Origin of the sequence: Ginsengibacter hankyongi (assembly GCF_008710285.1) — a bacterium.
Classification (GTDB): domain Bacteria; phylum Bacteroidota; class Bacteroidia; order Chitinophagales; family Chitinophagaceae; genus Ginsengibacter; species Ginsengibacter hankyongi.
The window spans coordinates 402,367-422,071 of record NZ_VYQF01000001.1 but is presented as its reverse complement, the minus strand read 5'-3'; the positions used below and the strand labels follow the sequence as shown (position 1 = coordinate 422,071).

Genomic DNA, 19,705 nt, shown 5'->3' with positions numbered 1-19,705 from the left:
GACAGGGATACTGATTATTACTACCTCTTGCTGTTACCACTGGTAAATTTGTTGCTTACAACCCTGCTTTATAAACAGCCTCTAACCCCCGGATTACTTGCTGCGCTGAAATCTACCAGGATAAGGAGCTGGCTGAAAATCCTTTCTTTTAAAAAGAGTAAGCACCCAAAGACAACAAGGTGGTCCCCAAAATAATTTTCACCAACCTCACGGGAAACGATTCGTTACCCAACCTTTTTCAAAAGAATATTACCTGTAAACGTAGCATCTCTAACGGGCGGCGTAAACGCTGTTATTACCCATTCATTTAATAAAATAATAAACCATGGTACAGATCAATCATGACGTCAACGGTAACGATGTTTTAAAAATGAGCGTTGCTGATGATATTGAACTAAATGGCGACATCAACAGTAACAGTGATGTGAAGCTGGTAAGTGAAACAGGAATGGTTACGCTGGATAAAGATATTAACAGCCAGGCTCACTTGCTTGCAATAGGCCTGGGCGATGTTCATTTTGAAGGCGAATTTAACAGCGAATCATCGTCTAAACTGGAAAGCAAAACAGGTTCAGTTTTTATCGGCAAAAGCGGAGATCAAAAAAACGGGAATAATGACGCAGGTCTTTCTATTATTGCCTGGAAAGATGTTACTTTTTTTCACACCGACCTCAACGGAAATTTCGATCTGCATGTTACGGCAAAAACAGGAGCCGTTAATTTTAAAGGAGACATTAACAGCAATGCAAAAATGTATGTAATTGCTTCCGGGGATATTGTTATTGATGGCGATATCAACAGCAATGTGAGTGTGGAATTGATCAGCACACAAGGGTCTGTCACTATTACCGGCCATATTAATTCAAACCCTGATGTGAGACTAACGGCCGCCACTGATATCAGGATAGGCAAAGAGATTGACGGCGACCTTAGCGTCGTGGCAAGGTGCGAAGGATTTCTTTCTATCGGAGGTAACATTAATAATCATGCTTACGTAGAAGGCCGGGCCATCGGTGGTATCACTGTACAGGGCAACATCTCCGATCATTCTACGGTAAAACTTTCAGTAGGTAACGGTACCATAATGGTAGCCGGCCAGCTCGATAATAATTCTTCTCTCACCTTCTGGCCTACCGGTAGTCTCACACTTACCGGGGGTGGCAATGCATCAGCTAATCAATGGGTACAGGAATTTTCCTCCAGCCTGGCACCGGGAAAAACAGGCAGCTGGTGGAACAACTGGCTCTGGTCTTATGGCTTTGTTTCCGATGGAATATTGAAACCTAAGACTTACCAGGAACTGGTGGCGCTCGTAAAGAGTTTGGCGATAGAACGGGAAGTCCGCATCAAGGCGGCGGGAGGGGGATGGTCGTTTTCGGATGTCGCTTTGCCCCAGGATAATATCGACTCGGTAAATAATGTTTCAATATTCAAACGCGGGAGAAACGGCACAGCCAATTTACGCTACATACTACGCGGCGTAAATGATAAAAATAATCCAATGGATGTTTACCCCTTCCAGGTTGCAAAATCTCTTGAACATTCCAGCAACTATGATGACGTTGCCCTGCAAAACAATATTACCAGCGGGATCGATTTGAAAAGTGATGAACCAAGGTTCAAACTTATCGATACAAGGAACATCTGTTCCAGCCTCCAGTGCCAGCTAAAAAATAAGGTGGTGATCCATCGTCTCCCCTTGACTGTAAGTCATCGCTATTGGGTGGAAGCTGGGATTACCATTACGGATCTGAGCAACCTGCTGGATCATAATCTGCCAAGGCTTGCCATTGAAGCCACCGGCGGCTCACCAGGTGCTACTCTTGCAGGAACTATATCCACGGCTACTCACGGAGGAGAATTTAAAAAGCCGCTGATGATCGATCGCATTCTGGCTGTTCACCTCATCGGGCCGGGCGGAGTGGAGTGGTGGATCGAAGGCAGTAATAACGTGATCGCCAAGGCAGACCTGCAGGGAATTTATCCTAATATTAGTGATGCGAATTTTGTTTCCAGCGCTCTTTGGTCCGATCCAAATATTACCGCTGATGATTTTTTGAAAGCAGTGGTTACTTCTATGGGAACAATGGGCATCATCTATTCCGTAGTGCTCGAAGTAGTTCCGCAGTTTTCCATTCAGCAGGTTACTTTCAAACATGCAGACTGGGATAGTATGCTTTCAAAAGCCGGTGTGGCAAAGTCAGACCTGTTGGCGAGAGTAGCCACAGCAAATATGACCCTTCTTAATTTTCTGAAAGATGGAAGCCTCAATGGAACCGGCATCAGCGCCAATGACAATCAATATGTGGATCTCGCTATCAATCCGCTTAGCAAAAGTTGCTGGATCGTAAACCGAAGGTTTGTTCCGGGAATTATCGATGATAGTAAAGAAAATGATTTGATCAGTGGTTACCTCAATTCCGTGACGAGCAAGATGACAGAAAGCGCGGACGTAGATGGTGTTTTATATAGCCCCGTCCTGGGAAGATTCCTCGATTTCTTAAGCATTCCACGGGACTCACTGGGTGAAGCATTTGGTGCGGGTAACATCAGTAATTTTTTACGTGGCATCAGCAATTCATCGAATCTTCTTTCATCGCTGCTGGCGCTCACACAGATTAAAGCGATGTGGAATGCAGCTAATGATCCGGATCCGCGGCGTGGACACCAGTTTTTGAGTGACATACTGGAAGGTGTATTGGATGCATTGCAAAACACTTATGAAGAACCCAAAGCTGCCATCAGCGGAGTTTCATTTAAGGTAGGCGCCATTGGCTGGCCCTCTACGGGCATCAGTGGCCGCGGATTTGAAATAGCATTGTCTCCCGATATTGCTTTTAGCTTTGTCAATGACATGCTTGGCTTTATTGATCAGCAGGCTTCCGGCAATAAAGTTTTTTTGGGTTATATTTCCATCCGCCTTTGTCCTAAAACACTCACAGTAATGGGCATGCAACAATTTGGCGATAATTCGGTAATGATAGAAGTAGTAGCGCATCGGACCCAGGAGGCCAATGATATTTTCGATGGCCTCATCGGTTTTATTAAAGGATGGCCCGGATTTATCAAGGGGCAATTTCCACCCTTCCATTGGGGACTGGAGACGGAAACAATAGATGCATCCTATCTTGATATGACTCCATTTGCAGGTAAATACAATGCAACGATGTCCAGGATAGATGTATTTCGCTATGTGAAAAAACTTATCCTCAGCGGCAACCTACCCATTTTCGATAACAATTTCGTGGCCAGGATGGGTTTCCAGTAACCGTAGCTCGTGTTTAGCAGCGGTTGCGGGCAGACGGATGTTAATATCCCAAAAGCATAAAGCCCGATACGATATTCGCAATTAATTCACGACTTAAGTTGTGAATTCTTACCCCGGGAGTTTATATTCGATTGATTTGAGCTAAACAATAAATATCAATGCCTGGCAATTGCATTTTCATGTTTTGAGAATTCACTTCTGATACACTTGCATACATACGCGAAAATTGTATTTCAAATTGTAATTAATTTTCTTTATGAATTCATTTTTACGATGTCTGCTTGTGTATGGCTGTGTAACCTTTACGCAGAGTATTACTGTTGCGCAAAAGCAGAATAATGCCGCCTTTGCCATGTTCCGGAACAATTCGGAGTTAACGGGTGAAACTACCTGGGACGCTATATATGGATTAAAAGGGATAAAATTTCGCTACCAGGCGGGAGGGCCTATCCGCAGCACGCCTGCCATCTTTAACGGAACTATTTATTTTGGCTGTGGCGACGGCTATTTTTATGCATTGGATAAGGCGACAGGAAGGGAATGCTGGAAATTTAAAACAACTGGCGCCATATATTCGTCGCCCGCTGTTAGCGGAACAACGGTATACTTTTCAAGCAGGGATGGTTATCTCTATGCCTTGGAAACCAATAAAGGAAAAGTGACCTGGAAATATAAAATGGGAAAAGATTTAGGAAAAGAAAATTATTGGGACAATTATCTTTCATCACCTGTTATTAAGGGTGCAACTCTTTTTACAGGTAGCGGGGATGGTTTTTTGTACGCAGTGAATCGAAGCACCGGAAAGGTAATATGGAAATATGATAGCGGTGCAAGAATAAGAACTACTCCATCAGTTTCTGGTAATCATGTTGTATTCGGCAACAACGTCGGTGTTGTTATAAGCCTCGATGCCGGCAGTGGCAATCTTCAATGGAAGTTTGCGACAGACGGAGCTTACAATACCTTTGAAAGCAAAAGCAATGATCGCAAATCCATTTTCTGTTCTGCGTCTATTTCAAATGGGGTAGTGGTTACAGGAGGCCGCGACGGAATTATTTATGCGCTCGATTTAAAAACAGGAAAAGAAAAGTGGCGTAATGATCATAAAGGCCCGTGGATATTATCGACTGCGATAAAAGATGGAGTTGCATATGTTGGATGCGGAAGCGATTACCTGCTGCAGGCACTCGATTTAAATACCGGCGCAGAAAAATGGAGGTTGAAAGTGCCCAGTGCCATCTTTTCCTCTATTACCATAGCCGGGGGCATGCTCTATTTTAATGACCTTAACTTCAGCGGTAATTTGCATGCTGTTAATGGCAGCAACGGAGTGGAGCAGTGGAGCTTCCCTATGGGCAGCAGGTCATTTTCTACACCGGTTATTGCAGGCGGAATAATTTATTGCGGCACTGAAGACGGTTTACTCTATGCATTACAGGGAAATACGCCAGCTGATTCTTCAATACATCCGGGTAAAAAATTTGTGTATTGGGAAGGAAAAATTCACAAGAATGACTTTAGCGATTTTCAAAACGGGATAGATGAATATATCAGGGATTACTTCGCGGCATGCGGCTATAAATTGATTGACGCCGCAGAGTTGGAGCAGGAAATGAAAGAACAGTTAACCAATCCAGCTAACAGTGTTATTGTTTTTGCAGATAACAGGTTCCCGTTAAATATTGTTGATGACAAATCCGGGAAACCATTGGTATTGCAGTACCTGGAAGCACATGGTAAAATTGCCTTGTTTGGGTTAAATCCCATTGCGTATACGCGTGACAGTAGTGGGCGGGTTGTGCGGTATGATGATAGCATCCCCGGTGCGGTATTTGGCTTAAAATATGTTGATAAGAATTTCATTCGTGGAATTTACCAGTCCCATCCTACAATAGAAGCCAACAAATCAGGCCTCTTCACTGATTTTACAACCGTTAGTAATTTTACAGTTATTGAACCCGGTAGTGGAATAACACCCCTTGCTACAGATGAATTTGGTTCAATTACAGAATGGATAAAAAATTATGGGGGTGCCGAAGGCACTGGCTTATTGCAGTTAAATATTCCTTCTAATGAGATAAATTTTAAAATGGGCGAGATGCGGGCAGTAATTGAATACGGGGTAAACTGGTAATTGGCCCGTGTTGTAACCTTCCCCGTTGGCGCAGGCATAATGTTAACGCAAGCGTTCGCCCGAATTAAAGAAAGGCAAGCGTAAAGGAATATAGGCCTTACCGGTTATGCGATTTCTTTTCTGCGGGACAAGGATTGGCTTAAACAGGTTAAAGTTTATTATATGTCACAAGCGGGGACTCTTCCACTAATCTATGGCAACTAACGGTTATGAGCACACTAAGAGTAGCAAAGGGAAATTTTACTAATCCGCCACAAAATCCATAATAGCATCAACGTGTATAGCTGTGGTGTCAAACACAGGCACGGCGCAATCTTCCTGCTTTATTAAGATAGGAATTTCTGTGCAGCCTAATATTATGCCCTGGGCGCCGCTTTGAATCAGCTTATCTATAATTTCAAGATATGCTTCTTTTGTTGATGGCAAAAAAATGCCTTTGCCCATCTCCTTAAAAATAGAATTGTTAATGTACTCTATATCGTCGCTATCGGGTATAAGAGCTGTTATATTTTTTTCTGCCAGCTTGTTCTTATAAAAATCAAGTTGCATCGTATATTTTGTGCCAAGCAGCGCTACTGTTGTAAGACCGCGTGCTTTTACTGCATTCGCTGTTGCTTCACCGATATGTATCAGCGGAACCTTGATAGCACCTGTTACCTGGTCGGCTATTTTATGCGGAGTGTTTGCTGCCAGTACCACGCAGTCTGCACCAGCCCGCTCAATGCTTACTGCGGCGTCAACTACAATATCAGCAAGGCCTTCCCAATCATATCGCTCCACGAGCGTTTTTATCTCTTCAAAGTTGACTGAATTCAATATTATTTTTGCTGATGTTACTCCGCCATATTTTTTATTTACCGCCTGGTTAAGAAGCCTGTAATAATCAACCGTCGAAAGCCAGGTAAAGCCGCCTACAATGCCAATTGTTTTCATAGTATGAAGATAAGAAAGATAAAGAACCAAAGGTGGGCTGTTGGAGACATCCTCACTAATCCTCTTCAGGGAAGTGCCAGGCGGCCTGTGCCCGGCTGTCCGGAGAATGTTTAGATAAGAAAATAATCCTATCCAGCCATCCCGTATAGCGTTTGAATAATTGGAGCTTAAGTTTCGTGTGCGAACCTGGGCATAGTGCTGGTTTTTACGTCATTGCGAGGCGCATGACGGATGTTGAAGGGACGAACAAAGCTTATTGCAAGCTTGTCCTGAGTTTGCCAAGGGAAGGAAATCCCCTGCTTGAATCTTAGAGATTATTTTTTCACAATAGGAGCGCTGCAACATCATAAACCTGGTTGGCATTATGGATCACAATCTGTGGCTTGTTTTTGTATAATTCTACTCTGCCTGTTATCCATTCTTCTTACCCGTTTAAAATGTTTCCGGAACAATTTTGAATTGGGTCCTTACAAATTCTATCCTGGTGCGCTTTTCCAATGTTTCTCGTGTAATCTGCCAATAAATGCATTGCCGGAAGACCTGGAAATTTATCTGATATAATATCAATTCAAGAATTGCTCTTTCGCTTCAAGGCTAAAAATTTGTGAATGGCCAGGGGTCACCTTATAAGCCTTATCTAAAAATAAAAGGACAAAAAAAATAGTAAATTAAGAAAAAGACTTATATATTTAGGGTACTATCTTTTTGAGGCCTACCTAAAGCATCTCCTACCTCTTGATCGCTGCACAATAATTATCATCTTTTAAAAGAGACATGCATGTACAGGAAACTCACCAGGCACGCAGTATTATGTGGCCTTATCTTATTATCCTGTAGCCTTAATGCCCAATCGCCAGGGGGAATAGGGCGTCAGTCACTTTGGCTAAAAGGAAACTTTTCTTCCGATTCGGTTAAGACAGCGACCCTGAATTTTAATCCTGCGACGGATATGAATGGGATCAGCAAACAGATCAAAATGCCCGGCACCATCGAAGGCATGAGACGGGTAACTATCTTTACGGTTTACCGCAATCCGGGCCCGGACCAGGATAGACCGGTGTGGCAAATAAATGGTGGCTTTGGTGATCTTTCGCTTTCTACCCGGCAGGTAGCCAGTAAAAGCGGGAAAATGAGTATGGTCTTCGAAAAACCCGGAGAAACTACTACAGAGCGCAAAAAATCCGGGGCCATCATTTCTACCTACCTGGGGCAGCAAAGCTTCCCGCCCGTTGAGGACGCAACGAATAAAGATATTGCCATTCAATTTGGTAGCCCGGCAGTCTCACCTCAAGCCGGTCAGTCCGCCGGATTGGTTGGCGAGTTTATCGTGTATGAAACGATTTTGAAAGAAAAGCAGATCGCCAGGATAGAAAGCTATTTGGCAATAAAATATGGAATCACCCTGCAAAAGAACTATGTAAATAGCCGCGGTGAAACGATATGGAGCAGAAAAAATGAAGAAGTTTATTCTAATAATATTGCTGGTATAGGAAGAGATGATCAATCCACACTTTATCAAAAACAGGGCACGAGCAGCAGTTCGCCGGATCAACTGGTAATTGGCATTAATAAAATTGCACCCTTAAATAGTATAAACACCGGCCAGATAAATGACAAGGATTACCTGGTCTGGGGTGATAATGCAAGGGATTTTACGCTTAACCAGAATTCGGGGCAGCCGCAAAGTGACATCCTGCTTTCTGAAAAAAAATGGTTGATGAAGCTTTCGGGAAAAACAGCCAGCACCATTTCAACTGAATTGAAAATCGATTCAAAAACATTCCTTCCTGCTGATTTTCCTAAAGAATACTTTTGTTTGGCTATTGACCGCTCCGGCTCGGGTGACTTTATCCCCAAAAATTGCACTTACATTACGCCGGACAATATGTCTGCTGACGGAATTGCCAGTTTCAGCGGAATACATTGGGATACGGACGGTTCAGGAAAAGATGCGTTTAGTTTTGGACTGAAGACCCGGTTGTCTCCAGACGCGGACCGGCCGGTCACTTTCCAGGTATACCCGAATCCACTAACAGATAGTCATTATAATGTAGCCGTATCGCTGGACAAAACTGCCGATATCACGGTCAGGATATATGATATCCATCTTCACCTTATAGAATCCAAAAAAGCATTCGGACAGGCTAACTACCTGGTACCGGGAACGATTCATGGGGCGGCGGGTACATACCTCGTCAAACTCTTCACGAATGACAAGGAATTTTCCCAACTTGTTATCAAACCATAATTCATTTTAAGAACGGCCTGTTTGCTGGCCATCAATTATATATATGAAACTTTTTCCAATACGGCTGCTCTCAATTATTATCGTTTGCGTGTGTTCGTCTGGTTTAGCCGATGCGCCAGCTCCGCACCCCTTTTTCAATACCTGGAAACACATAGAATATAAGGGTCACCGGATGGCGTTGAACAGTCGGTCTAACACCCGGAAACCAAAGGCAGAAACGCCCGGTTCTGAATTGGGCTCCATGACCGTAAGAAAATGGGCTGGCAGCCGGGCTACGGATATTAGCCTTACCGGTGCTGCACTTCATGTTCCGGCCGATGCAATGTTAACTCCCGCCATGTTATCGGTTACCGCGTTGCAGGAAGCTGATATTCCCGTCCTCGACGCTGGACTAATTAACGTAACGGGCCAATATTCCGGCTACCGCTTCTTGCCTCATGGAAGTCATTTTAAAAAGCCTGTTACGATTAGCCTTGAATACGACAAAGCGAAGATACCCCGGGGTTATACTGCCAGGGATGTGGCTACTTTCTTCTTTGACGAAAAAGATAAGCACTGGATCCAACTGCCCAGAGCGTCTGTAGACGAAATCAATAAAAAGATCATTTCTATCTCCACGCATTTTACGGATATGATTGACGCGATAATTGAAGTTCCCGAATCACCCGCGACGGTGGCCAATACTCCAAACTCCATGTCTGGTATCCAGTATCCTGATGCCACTTCTCAAATTGTGATCATAGCGCCACCGGTTGCCAACTCATCCGGAAGTGCTACTTTGGACTACCCGATTACGCTGCCAGCCGGCAGGAGGGGCATGCAGCCTGATCTGAGCGTACAATATAACAGCGGTGGTTCTGATGGCTGGCTGGGCCTTGGCTGGGACCTAAGCACGCCGGCAGTTTCTATTGAGACGCGCTGGGGAGTACCGAGGTATGATGCGAACCTGGAAACAGAAACCTACACCCTTGACGGCGCACAACTGAGCCCGATAGCCCACCGGGCTGCGGCAGTCGCCCGTACCAGTGAGAAACAGTTTTACCCGAGGGTGGAAAATGACTTTCAGAAGACTGTCAGGCATGGCAGCAACCCTTCCAATTATTGGTGGGAAGTAACAAAGAAAAACGGTACGCGCCGGTTTTTCGGTGGCGATCCCAATAATGGAGTGGATCCTACCGCAGTTCTGAAGGATACCACTGGCAATATAGCTTACTGGGCTCTAACGGAAGCCAGGGATCTTAATGACAATTTCGTCAGGTATCGCTACACCAGGGTTTGGGACGCCGGAACCCCCGGAGCCACATATATGGGCAAGAACCTGTACCTCGCCTCCGTCAGCTACACCGGCCATGGAAACACCGAGGGCAAGTATAACGTGGCTTTTACCCGCGATCGTGATCTTGGTGAGCCGAAAAGGAAAGATATCAGCATCAGCGGACGCCTCGGCTTCAAACAGGTTATGGCAGACTTGCTCAGGAAAGTTGTGGTGCAATACAATGGCCAGGCCGTCCGGTCTTATGAACTGAATTATACGGAGGGTGCCTTTTATAAGACACTGCTGCAGAACATTAAACAATTTGATGCCACCGGTAAGCTTTTTACTACCCATACCTTCGATTATTACAATGATGTTCAAACAAATGGCGCCTACCAGCCGTTGACAGGGCCACAAGAATGGAATCCACAGGCTGACAATGTAAAGGGAACCTTTTTAAATCCTATTCCCGGGTTCCAGGATCATGCATCTGCGCTGAGCGGAAATAAGTCCATCGGCGGAGGTTTCGGTTTAGCCGTTACGATCGGCCCGGATGATGATGACCTGGCTTCCAAATCCAATACCGCAGGTATTGCTTTTGGATTTAATATTTCCACCAATGAAGGCATGTTGGCCCTCGTTGATATCAATGGAGACGGCCTGGTCGATAAAGTCTTTAAGCAAGGTGGTAAACTATATTATCGTGCGAATCAATCTGCAGTAGACAGCAATATAGCATTTGGCCCGCGTTTGCCGATAAACGGGGTTAACGACTTCAACCAGGGCCTCAACTGGGGCGTAAACGTAGGATTGGAATCTAATTTTTTCATTTATGCAGGCTTGGGCTATGTGCATTCCGAAGATATTGCCAATGTGTATCTCACTGATGTGAATGCCGACGGATTGGTAGATATCGTCAACAACGGAACTGTGTTTTTTAACCACCTGGATGCAAACGGAAACCCGACGTTTACGACTTCAAGCGGTGATACTCCCAGTCCTATCCAGTCATCTTCCGGAATCGACAACAGCCTCGTAGAAAACGATCCCGCGGCGTTGCAAAAAGCTATTGACGACAATCCTTTGCACGATGTAGTGAAAGTATGGGTGGCTCCCTTCGATGGAACGGTAAATATCAATGCGCCGGTAACCCTGGACCAGGACACCAGCGCCACCGCTACGTCGTACACGGCAGCTGATGGGGTACGCGTAGCCATACAGCATAAGGGCACGGAGCTTTGGTCTTCAACCATCAGTGCCAACGACTTTACCCCTAAAACACCTACCGGGGTAAATGCAGTTCCGGTTCAAAAAGGTGATCGCATTTATTTCAGGGTTCAATCTATATTTAATGGTGCGTACGACCAGGTACATTGGGTACCCCAAATAACCTACAGCAACCATGTTGACGGTTTAAATGATGCGAATGGCCAACCGATTTACCAATTTCAGTCGGGCAAAGACTTCCTGATGTCTGCACCTCTTTCAGTGGGTATGCCGATCGATGGCACAATTCACATCCAGGGCGATTTTACCAAACCAGTTACTTCCGAAAATGTAGTGTTTACAATATTGAAGGAGAACAACCAAGTCTTCACCACACTTCTGCAAAAACAGGTAAACTGGGACCAGGCAACAACCGTTCCTGTGTCCATCGAGCAAAAAGTGCTTAAAGGTGAAAACCTGTATTTCCGTGTTACTTCGCCGTCGAATATTGACTGGACATCGTTGCATTGGGATCCCAACCTGTATTATATTGCCTCAGACGATCCGAAGATACCGCGGGTGGTTGATGACAGTGGTAACGCGTTGGTCAAAATCTCCCCCACGGTCGATTTCAAGGCCTTCACAAAAACAGTTATTCCCAGCCTGCCCTGGACAGCGCCTTCAAAGGATACTTTTTCGATCGTGGCTAAACCGACGTTCAGCTTAAGTTCTGGGACGGGTCAGGTTGTTTTTTCCGTAAAAAGAGAAAATGAGCTGATTGCAGAAGAAACAATACCAGTATCGGATGGTAAGGTCGGCACCCACCCGGACCTGACGGCCATTCTTAACAGTGGTGACAAGGTGTTTTTTGAATACCATACGGCGGACACCACGGTGGCGTATGCTCTCGAAGCTGACACCGTGATCGTGCGCCCCAAGCACAGCAAAGCAGATACCTTACAGGGCGGTTTTCATGCCCTGGACAACTCTTTCATTTTCGGCCCCATGTATCGCCACTGGGGTCAATTCGCCTACAACGGCAACAGGGACCGCGCTAATCAACCGATCATAGAAAGTGATTTACATTTGAATCAGGCGTTTTTTGACTCAGCAGGAACACGCATCGACCTGAGCCCTTTGGTGGATACAAGTAACCCAACCGCCTCGGCGAATCAAATGCAACAGGCTTATGATGGCCACGGCGGGTACCAGCCTAAGGACGATAAATTCATCTACATGGCGCCGGATAATCAGCGAAAAGCATGGATTGGTTACGACAACTTAGCATTCGTTACGCAGGATACAATCAGTTCATCCCGCATGGGCAGGGACGATATACTCCCGGTGAACCCGGTTGTTGTATCCACTGCAGGTTCTGCCTCCGGCGCCGTAGGTATTAAAAAGGTCGCGCAAACAGATGATTTCAGCGTGGGTGTCGCCACCCCCGGTGGGGAGCTGGGAATAGGAGTAAGTACGGGGACGACCAAATTCGTTTATGATTTTACAGACATGAACGGTGACGGCTACCCGGATATCCTCTCCAATAGCAAGATTCAATATACAAACCCGTACGGTAGCCTCGAACCGACTGCAAAGCCTTTGGGCTTTGGAGATGTTACTTTTTCCAATCATACCTCTGTGGGGGGAACTGCAGGGGGCTCATTGGCATTTTCCACTTCTCCCAATGCTTCTAAAACATCGGGAGGGGCCAAATCGGATGCTGCAGAGGCAAAGTCACGGGGTTCGGCCGGCGTTTCCGGCAGTTTTGGCGCTAATTTCGATAATGAAACTGTTGCCTTTATGGACGTAAACGGCGACGGCCTCCCGGACCGGGTGCATTCCGACGGCATGGTGGAACTCAACGTGGGATATTCATTCCTGCCCGCCGAACAATGGGGCTACAGCGGTTTGAGCGACGGAACATCGCTCAATTATGGCGGCGGTATCAGCATTAATATCGAAGACTATAGCATCGCAGCGGGAATTTCTCTTACCCGAAGTGACAACGTCACCAATAAGACGCTCCTTGATGTAAATGGTGACGGGCTGCTGGATTATATCCAGGGAGTCAACCCTCTTATAGTACGACTGAATACGGGCAATGGCTTTGGCCCGGCGATCCCATGGACCGGTGCCAGCTTTGTCAACAATGGCGCTTCTACCGGCGAATCTCTTAACATTGCCTTTACGGTAGGTATTTCCATTATACCGATTCTTCCTATCGTAAAGCTGTGCATTAATCCCCAGATAACTATTTCACAGGGTGCCGACAGGACCCAGGTACAGTTTGACGATATGGATGGTGATGGTTTTCCCGACTACCTCCAATCTGATGAAGACAGCAAGCTTACCGTTTCACGATCGACGATACGAAGAACCAACCTGCTTAAAAAAGTAACCCGTCCGCTGGGGGGAAGTTTTGTAATGGATTATAAGCGGGTGGGCAACACCTATGATTTGCCTAACAACGTATGGGCGTTATCCCGGGTGGATTTATATGACGGCCTTGCCGGTGACGGACCAGAGCACACGAGCAGTGTTTATGACTACGGAGCCGGAAAATATAACCGGAATGAAAGGGAATTCTATGGGTTTGGAAAAGTGATTACCAAAGACCTCGATACCGACCATGGAGATGCCCTGTACCGTACTACCGAAGACGACTACTTTACCGATAATTACTATAACAAAGGTCTCTTGAAATCCACTGTATTAAAAGATGCTAAGGGTAATAAGTTTACCGAAGTTGTGAACACTATTGAACTGAAGAGCATTTCTTCCGGGGCCACACTTCCGGATGCTTTTGCTCAAACGGATGATGGCGCCGCCTTCCCTGCACTGGTAAAAACATATAAACTATTTTATGAGGGACAGGCTGCGGCAGGTAAAACAGACAGCACCACGTATTCATATGACCCGTTGGGAAATCTGTCCCGGTCGACCGACTTTGGCGATCCCGGCACTGACGATGACGTGTCAACAATCATCAGTTATCATTCGGTTCCCGGCAAATATATTATGAATGTACCCAGCTCCGTTACCGTATCAGGTAGCGGTACGACCTACCGGCAGCGTGCATCTGATATCGATAACAATACGGGCAACATCACACAAACACGGCTGTATCTTGCATCCGGCGATGTGGCTAAGTATGACATGACCTACGACCCGTACGGCAACCTCGCAAGCCTTACCCGTCCGCAAAATGCTGCCGGCCAACGAGTGGCGTATACCTACGAATATGACGGAGATGTTCAAACGTATATCACCAAAACATCTGATTCATACGGTTATTCTTCCAATGCTACCTACGATGTGAGGTTTGGACAACAACTTACGAGTACCGACCTGAACGGGCAGCAGACACAATATACCCTTGATGATGCGGGAAGGTTACTGACCATCCGCAGGCCGCTGGAAATTGCTTCCGGCCAGCCATTCACAATTGCCTTTGAATACCATCCTGACGATCCGGTTGCATGGGCGCTGGCGAAACATTATGATCCGGCGCATCCCGGAAACTACCTGGAAACTGCCTCCTTCCGTGATGGTATAGGAAGGGAAGTGCAGACCAAAAAAGATATTGCCCTGTTCAGCGGTGCGAAGGCTGCGGACCAGGAAGTAATGGTTGTTTCCGGTTCCACTGTCTTCGATGCATTTTTCAGACCCATAAAACAGTGGTACCCGCTCACAGAACCGAAAGGAAGCACGCTTGGCATCTACAACACGGGCGCAGACACGGTGGCTCCCTACCTAATGACATATGACGTAATGGACAGAATGCTCACCGATACATTACCCGACCGCGTTATGCGAAAATGGACATACGGGTTTGGCAACGATCGCAACGGCGTAGTGCAATTTAAAACCACGTCAACTGATGCCAATGGCATCAGTACCGAAAGTTTCCTCAACGTAAGGGAACTTTTGAAAGCCACAAAACAGCAGTACAGCCAGGGTAGCGATGTTTGGACGAGCTACGATTACAATCCGGTGAATGAACTGGTAAAGGTGACCGATGACCAGAACAAAGTGATCACAATGGCGTATGACCAGTTCGGCACAAAAACCAGCGATGTACACCCCGACGCCGGCACCACGAACTATAAGTATGACCTTGCCGGCAATCTGGTAGAAAAGACCACGGCCAATTTACAAAGCGGCGGCGTAGGTATCAGGTACACGTATGACCGGGAGCGACTGGTTAAAATCACCTATCCAATAAACCCGCAAAACAACGTGACCCTCACCTATGGAGCGCCCGGGGAAACGTTCTTCAGGGCGGGCAGGATATCGAAACAGCAGGACGCCAGTGGTACACAAGAATTTTTCTATAACCCACTGGGAGCAGTTGTAAAAAACATCCGGGTGATTAACGTGCCCGATACGCTTCCATTAACCTATACTACCCAATGGACGTATGACACGTGGAATCGGTTGACCGCCATGGTTTACCCGGACGGGGAAAACCTGACGTACAACTACAATGTGGGAGGCTCTTTGCTGAACATGACGGGTGTGTATAATGGGATGACCTACAACTATCTTACGCAAATGGGGTATGACAAATTCGAAACGCGGGTGTTCATGCAGTATGGCAATGGCACAGAAATGACTAACACCTTCGGTGCTCAACGTCGTGAACTGGCAAAGATGACAGCGAAAACAAGGGCCGGCCGTTTCATGATGGACAATACCTTAACCTGGGATAATGAAAATGAAATTCTTAATATCTCGAACGCGGCGCCCGTGCCTCCAAGTAACATGATGGGCGGTTCTTCCTCCTACCAGTTTAATTACGATGACCTGTACCGGGTTACCAATTCCAGTGGTTTGTTTAGCACGAGCACGCACCAGGACCGTTTCACCCAGGCCATGACTTATAACACCGTGTCCTCTTTACTCAGTAAAATACAATTGCACGAACGAAGGGGAAATGTGGATACAACCTGGACAAGGCAAATCCAGACAAGCTATAACTATGCATATAATTACAGCACCGCCGGAACCCAGCCACATGCGCCTATTCATATTGGAACCGACGCATATTCGTACGATGCCAATGGCAATCAGGCTGGCTGGCAGGATGACGTAAGCGCTCAAAACCGCGAAATCACCTGGGATGAAGAGAACAGGATACAGGCACTTTCTGATAACGGGCAGCAATTCAATTATACTTACGATGCAGCCGGTGAAAGGGTATTGAAGAACACTGGCAACGGGCAAACGGTTTCCATTAATGGTAAAAAGGCCGCCCAAACAAGTGGCACGGGCAATTACGTTATCTACGTTAATCCTTATGAAGTAGTGCGTAGTGGCGATTACACCAAGCACTACTATATAGACGGACAACGGATTGCCAGCTCTCTTAATGTCAGCGGCAACGGTAATAAAATTTCAACGTTCCAGTTTTACTATCATGTTGATCATTTGGGTAGTTCAGCATTCATTACTGACGCTTCCGGTGAAGTGTATCAACACCTGGAATATTTTCCTTTTGGCGAAACGTTCATTGATGAGCACAGCAACCAGCAGCGGACTCCCTACCTATATAATGGTAAAGAACTGGACGATGAAACGGGATTGTATTATTATGGTGGCCGGTATTATGACCCGGTCACAAGTACCTGGGAGAACGTGGATCCCTCGTGGGATCTGCCGACTGAAATCAGTACGTCACCTTATGCCTACGTACAAAACAACCCGATAACCTACATAGATCCCGACGGTCGTCACAAATGGTTCAGTGAATTGACAGGAGAACAACAGAAAGATTTGATACGCACCCTGGTCGAAAACAAGAAAAATGAAATGGCACAACGGGCCGCTTCAAAAGAAAAAGTATTGACAGCAATAGAAACGCAGAAGTTGATACAAACGCTAACCGAAATCGAAAATCAAGAAGATGGCTCATCCGTGAATTCTCCCAACGCTGGTGCAAACGTGCAGAACGGAAAAAGTGCCGGAAAGCAATATCATGTTACACTAAGTCTTTTGGGTGTAAACGTGTTTACCACCGATCCGCACAAAAAAACCTGGTTGGAAAGTCAGAAGGAGAAGCAGGAGAATATCAGGAAGAACTGGGAAAACGCTAAGAAGAAAAGTATCTCTACTTTTGCCAAAATGCTAAGGACCCGGCAGATGTGGCAAAAGAGGGGTTTACGGTAAGCGAACGATCCGGTAAAGAGCCAGTGGCCTGGACGTATTGGCGGGTCCGGTAAAATAAACATCAGTTAATACCAAAATACTGTTTCCTAAGGTTGTCAATCTCCCGCGTTTGACAACCTTTTTTGCAGTATGAAATAGGAAAAACGTCTCCCCCCGGGATACCCCCGTATGACCCTGGCTTAAAGCTTTTTCTTCTACGGCATAACAGTTAGCCCTATTCGAAGCCCTGCCAGCAAAGTTATGATTCTCCCGAAGGATGGGAAACACAAGCCTCAACTGGGTTCCATCGCTCTAACCGAAACCCGCAAACGAAAAAGGCAAATAAAATGGGTCATCTATGTACAGGGCCCACCGCTATAAGGCATGCACCGGGAAAACCGGGCCCGCTTCTGAATGGATTACAAAGCAATCCATGAGCAGTTCATACGAAAAAAAATAACCCCTTTTCCTATGGGATTCCCTTGCCTTTTATCCGGGATTTTCGGTTAAATTTCATGCAGTTGTTGGTGTTCCTAAAAATGCTCCGAGCCATGCACGCCACACGCCGCCGTTGTTGTTGCGTGTTCGTGCTGCTGGTCTTGTAGCTCAGCAATCACCAACAACTCTTAGAGAGTTATGTATTGGCAAAAGACAGAAAGTACCAGTTTTGGGAACGTAATCCTTTAAGTATTGACTTATGGAAAAAGGAGGTGTTTATACAAAAGATGGAATACATTCATTACAATCCTGTAGTTCATTAAATTTGGAACCGGAAAACACCTGCGAAGGCAAGACCACGATACCCGCCATTCTCTGGCTGATCTATATTAGTGTGGAATATTATAAGCACTAATCATGCAATATATTTTCTTATTGTATCCAGCAGTTCCGAGGTAGCAAAAGGTTTGGCAAGTGATGCGTTGGACAGGTAACCCTTTATGTGGTTAATTAAATCGTTGTGGGCAGAAAACAGGATTATAGGAATGTTCCGGGTTTCTTTCGCTTGCTTAATTCGTTTACAAATTTCACGGCCATCCTCTGTACCAAGCGATATATCAAGCAAAATAAGGTGCGGTGAAAAGTCTTTAATTACTTCAAAGATATGGGTGCCTCCGGTGATAGCCTTTGCGATAAAGTTATTGCGGGTAAGAAGTGAACTGACAAGATCGATTATATCAATATCGTCATCCACCAGCAGGATATTTTTCATACTTATAAGCGCCAACAATTGCGCCAGAACATTTTGAAGCACTTGGTCACAAACGGGAATTTTACAACACGTGCATGAGAGGCAAGATGTATTGGCTTCATGTAAACTGCCTGCTTAAACGGTACAGAGGCATCCTCTCTGCCTTAAGATGATTAGCCTGGTTTCAATTGACCCAGTGCGGCTCGGCACGGGCACTTTGCATCTCTTCAGGGACAGGTAAACAGCTCTTCGTTAATATTGCATTTATCGTCAGAGCCGTTTACAGGCATACTTTCATGGCATGAAATAGTTAACAAAACAGATGAGCCGGTGCCATGTAAGTAATGTACCTTTAAGCACAGGAAACCAATTTGGTTGAATACGGGCGCTTTATTAACATACTCCTTCCCATCATACCCTCAAGCCGTATCTTAATAGTTTGAAATAAGACCAGCGGAATCTTAATTAAAAAAATTACAGATATGAAAAACAATAATGACAATAGTACTATCTATATTTTCAGGGAAAGTGGTACGGGAAATTTAATTTTAGAAACGAAAGATATGTCGGTTTTGTCAGGGATTGTTCCCACACAAACTATTGCGAGAACTGAAAAAGTAATTATTGAAGGTGTCAACTATATAGTGGTAGGATTTGAGATTTATATCGTGACATTTTCGTCAATGCCAGACAGGCCTGCTCCAATGCTAAATGTGAAACACAATAAATGCGGCATTCACACTACTATTTATCTGAAAAAGAGTTTTCATCCACTCAGGAATTTTTTTATAAATAAAGTAACCGGATTATTTTTATTATTCTTTTACTTACTCAACGGTACTCTTCATTTCACGCAGTGAACCCTTTCTTGTAATATAACCCTCAATACTTAACGATAGTGTACAAAGCAAAATACATAAGTCCGATGATCCCTTCTTTTAATATAGAAAAGACGGTTTCATTCTTTATTGACTTGCTTGACTTCAGGATTGCGAGGGATGACAAAACTTATGTCATTTTATATAAGGACAATCTAACGGTACATATTTTAAGGGCAGGCCCGGATATTGGAGAGATGGAATTTTATCTTGAAGTGGATGATATTGAAACGGTATGGAACCATATGAAAGACAAACTTGCCGGAATAAAAGCCAATCAACCCTTCGATCGCGAATACGGAATGCGGGAAGTTCATGTGATAATCCCGGAAACAAAAGCACTGCTGTTTATCGGGCAGGAAATAAGGTGACGCACTGTTGGCAATAACAGGCTGACCGAGAATTGTGATTTTGAAGCAACAAAGATCAGGTGATTGTTGTCTTATA

At 45.4% G+C, this 19,705-nt stretch carries 9 protein-coding genes; 7 read left to right on the top strand and 2 right to left on the bottom strand.

Going from position 1 to position 19,705, the window contains the following annotated elements; genetic code table 11:
- Nucleotides 1-325 precede the first annotated feature (325 nt).
- Both FW778_RS01840 and FW778_RS01835 read left to right on the top strand, forming a co-directional pair.
- Nucleotides 326-3,268 carry a hypothetical protein gene (locus tag FW778_RS01840; RefSeq protein WP_150412896.1) on the top strand — a complete coding sequence of 981 codons (2,943 nt, stop codon included), beginning with the start codon at nt 326-328 and terminating at the stop codon, nt 3,266-3,268.
- A 256-nt stretch (nt 3,269-3,524) separates the two neighbouring features.
- The gene (locus tag FW778_RS01835) at nt 3,525-5,402 is read left to right on the top strand and encodes an outer membrane protein assembly factor BamB family protein (RefSeq protein ID WP_150412895.1); all 1,878 of its coding nucleotides are present in this window, start codon (nt 3,525-3,527) and stop codon (nt 5,400-5,402) included.
- A 243-nt stretch (nt 5,403-5,645) separates the two neighbouring features.
- On the opposite strand, the gene FW778_RS01830 is transcribed toward FW778_RS01835, so the two are convergent.
- Nucleotides 5,646-6,335, bottom strand: coding sequence for an aspartate/glutamate racemase family protein (locus tag FW778_RS01830; protein WP_150412894.1), 690 nt, complete (start codon nt 6,333-6,335; stop codon nt 5,646-5,648).
- A 778-nt stretch (nt 6,336-7,113) separates the two neighbouring features.
- Here FW778_RS01830 and FW778_RS01825 point away from each other — a divergent pair.
- The 3 genes from FW778_RS01825 (at nt 7,114) to FW778_RS22955 (ending at nt 18,044) form a co-directional block, all read left to right on the top strand.
- A complete protein-coding gene (locus FW778_RS01825) occupies nt 7,114-8,583 on the top strand; it encodes a T9SS type A sorting domain-containing protein (protein ID WP_150412893.1) in 1,470 nt (489 codons plus the stop codon).
- A gap of 43 nt (nt 8,584-8,626) precedes the next feature.
- A complete protein-coding gene (locus tag FW778_RS01820) occupies nt 8,627-17,212 on the top strand; it encodes a SpvB/TcaC N-terminal domain-containing protein (RefSeq protein ID WP_150412892.1) in 8,586 nt (2,861 codons plus the stop codon).
- Between the two features lie 676 nt (nt 17,213-17,888).
- Nucleotides 17,889-18,044, top strand: a complete 156-nt coding sequence (locus tag FW778_RS22955; protein WP_202552026.1) for a hypothetical protein — start codon at nt 17,889-17,891, stop codon at nt 18,042-18,044.
- Here the strand turns inward: FW778_RS22955 and FW778_RS01815 are convergent, their stop codons facing one another.
- The gene (locus FW778_RS01815) at nt 18,045-18,401 is read right to left on the bottom strand and encodes a response regulator (RefSeq protein ID WP_150412891.1); all 357 of its coding nucleotides are present in this window, start codon (nt 18,399-18,401) and stop codon (nt 18,045-18,047) included.
- A gap of 461 nt (nt 18,402-18,862) precedes the next feature.
- Here FW778_RS01815 and FW778_RS01810 point away from each other — a divergent pair, with 461 nt between their 5' ends.
- Both FW778_RS01810 and FW778_RS01805 read left to right on the top strand, forming a co-directional pair.
- On the top strand, nt 18,863-19,240 hold the full coding sequence (locus FW778_RS01810) for a hypothetical protein (protein WP_150412890.1): 378 nt from the start codon (nt 18,863-18,865) through the stop codon (nt 19,238-19,240).
- A 65-nt stretch (nt 19,241-19,305) separates the two neighbouring features.
- Nucleotides 19,306-19,629: a VOC family protein gene (locus FW778_RS01805; protein ID WP_150412889.1), complete on the top strand. Its 324-nt coding sequence runs from the start codon at nt 19,306-19,308 to the stop codon at nt 19,627-19,629.
- Nucleotides 19,630-19,705 lie beyond the last annotated feature (76 nt).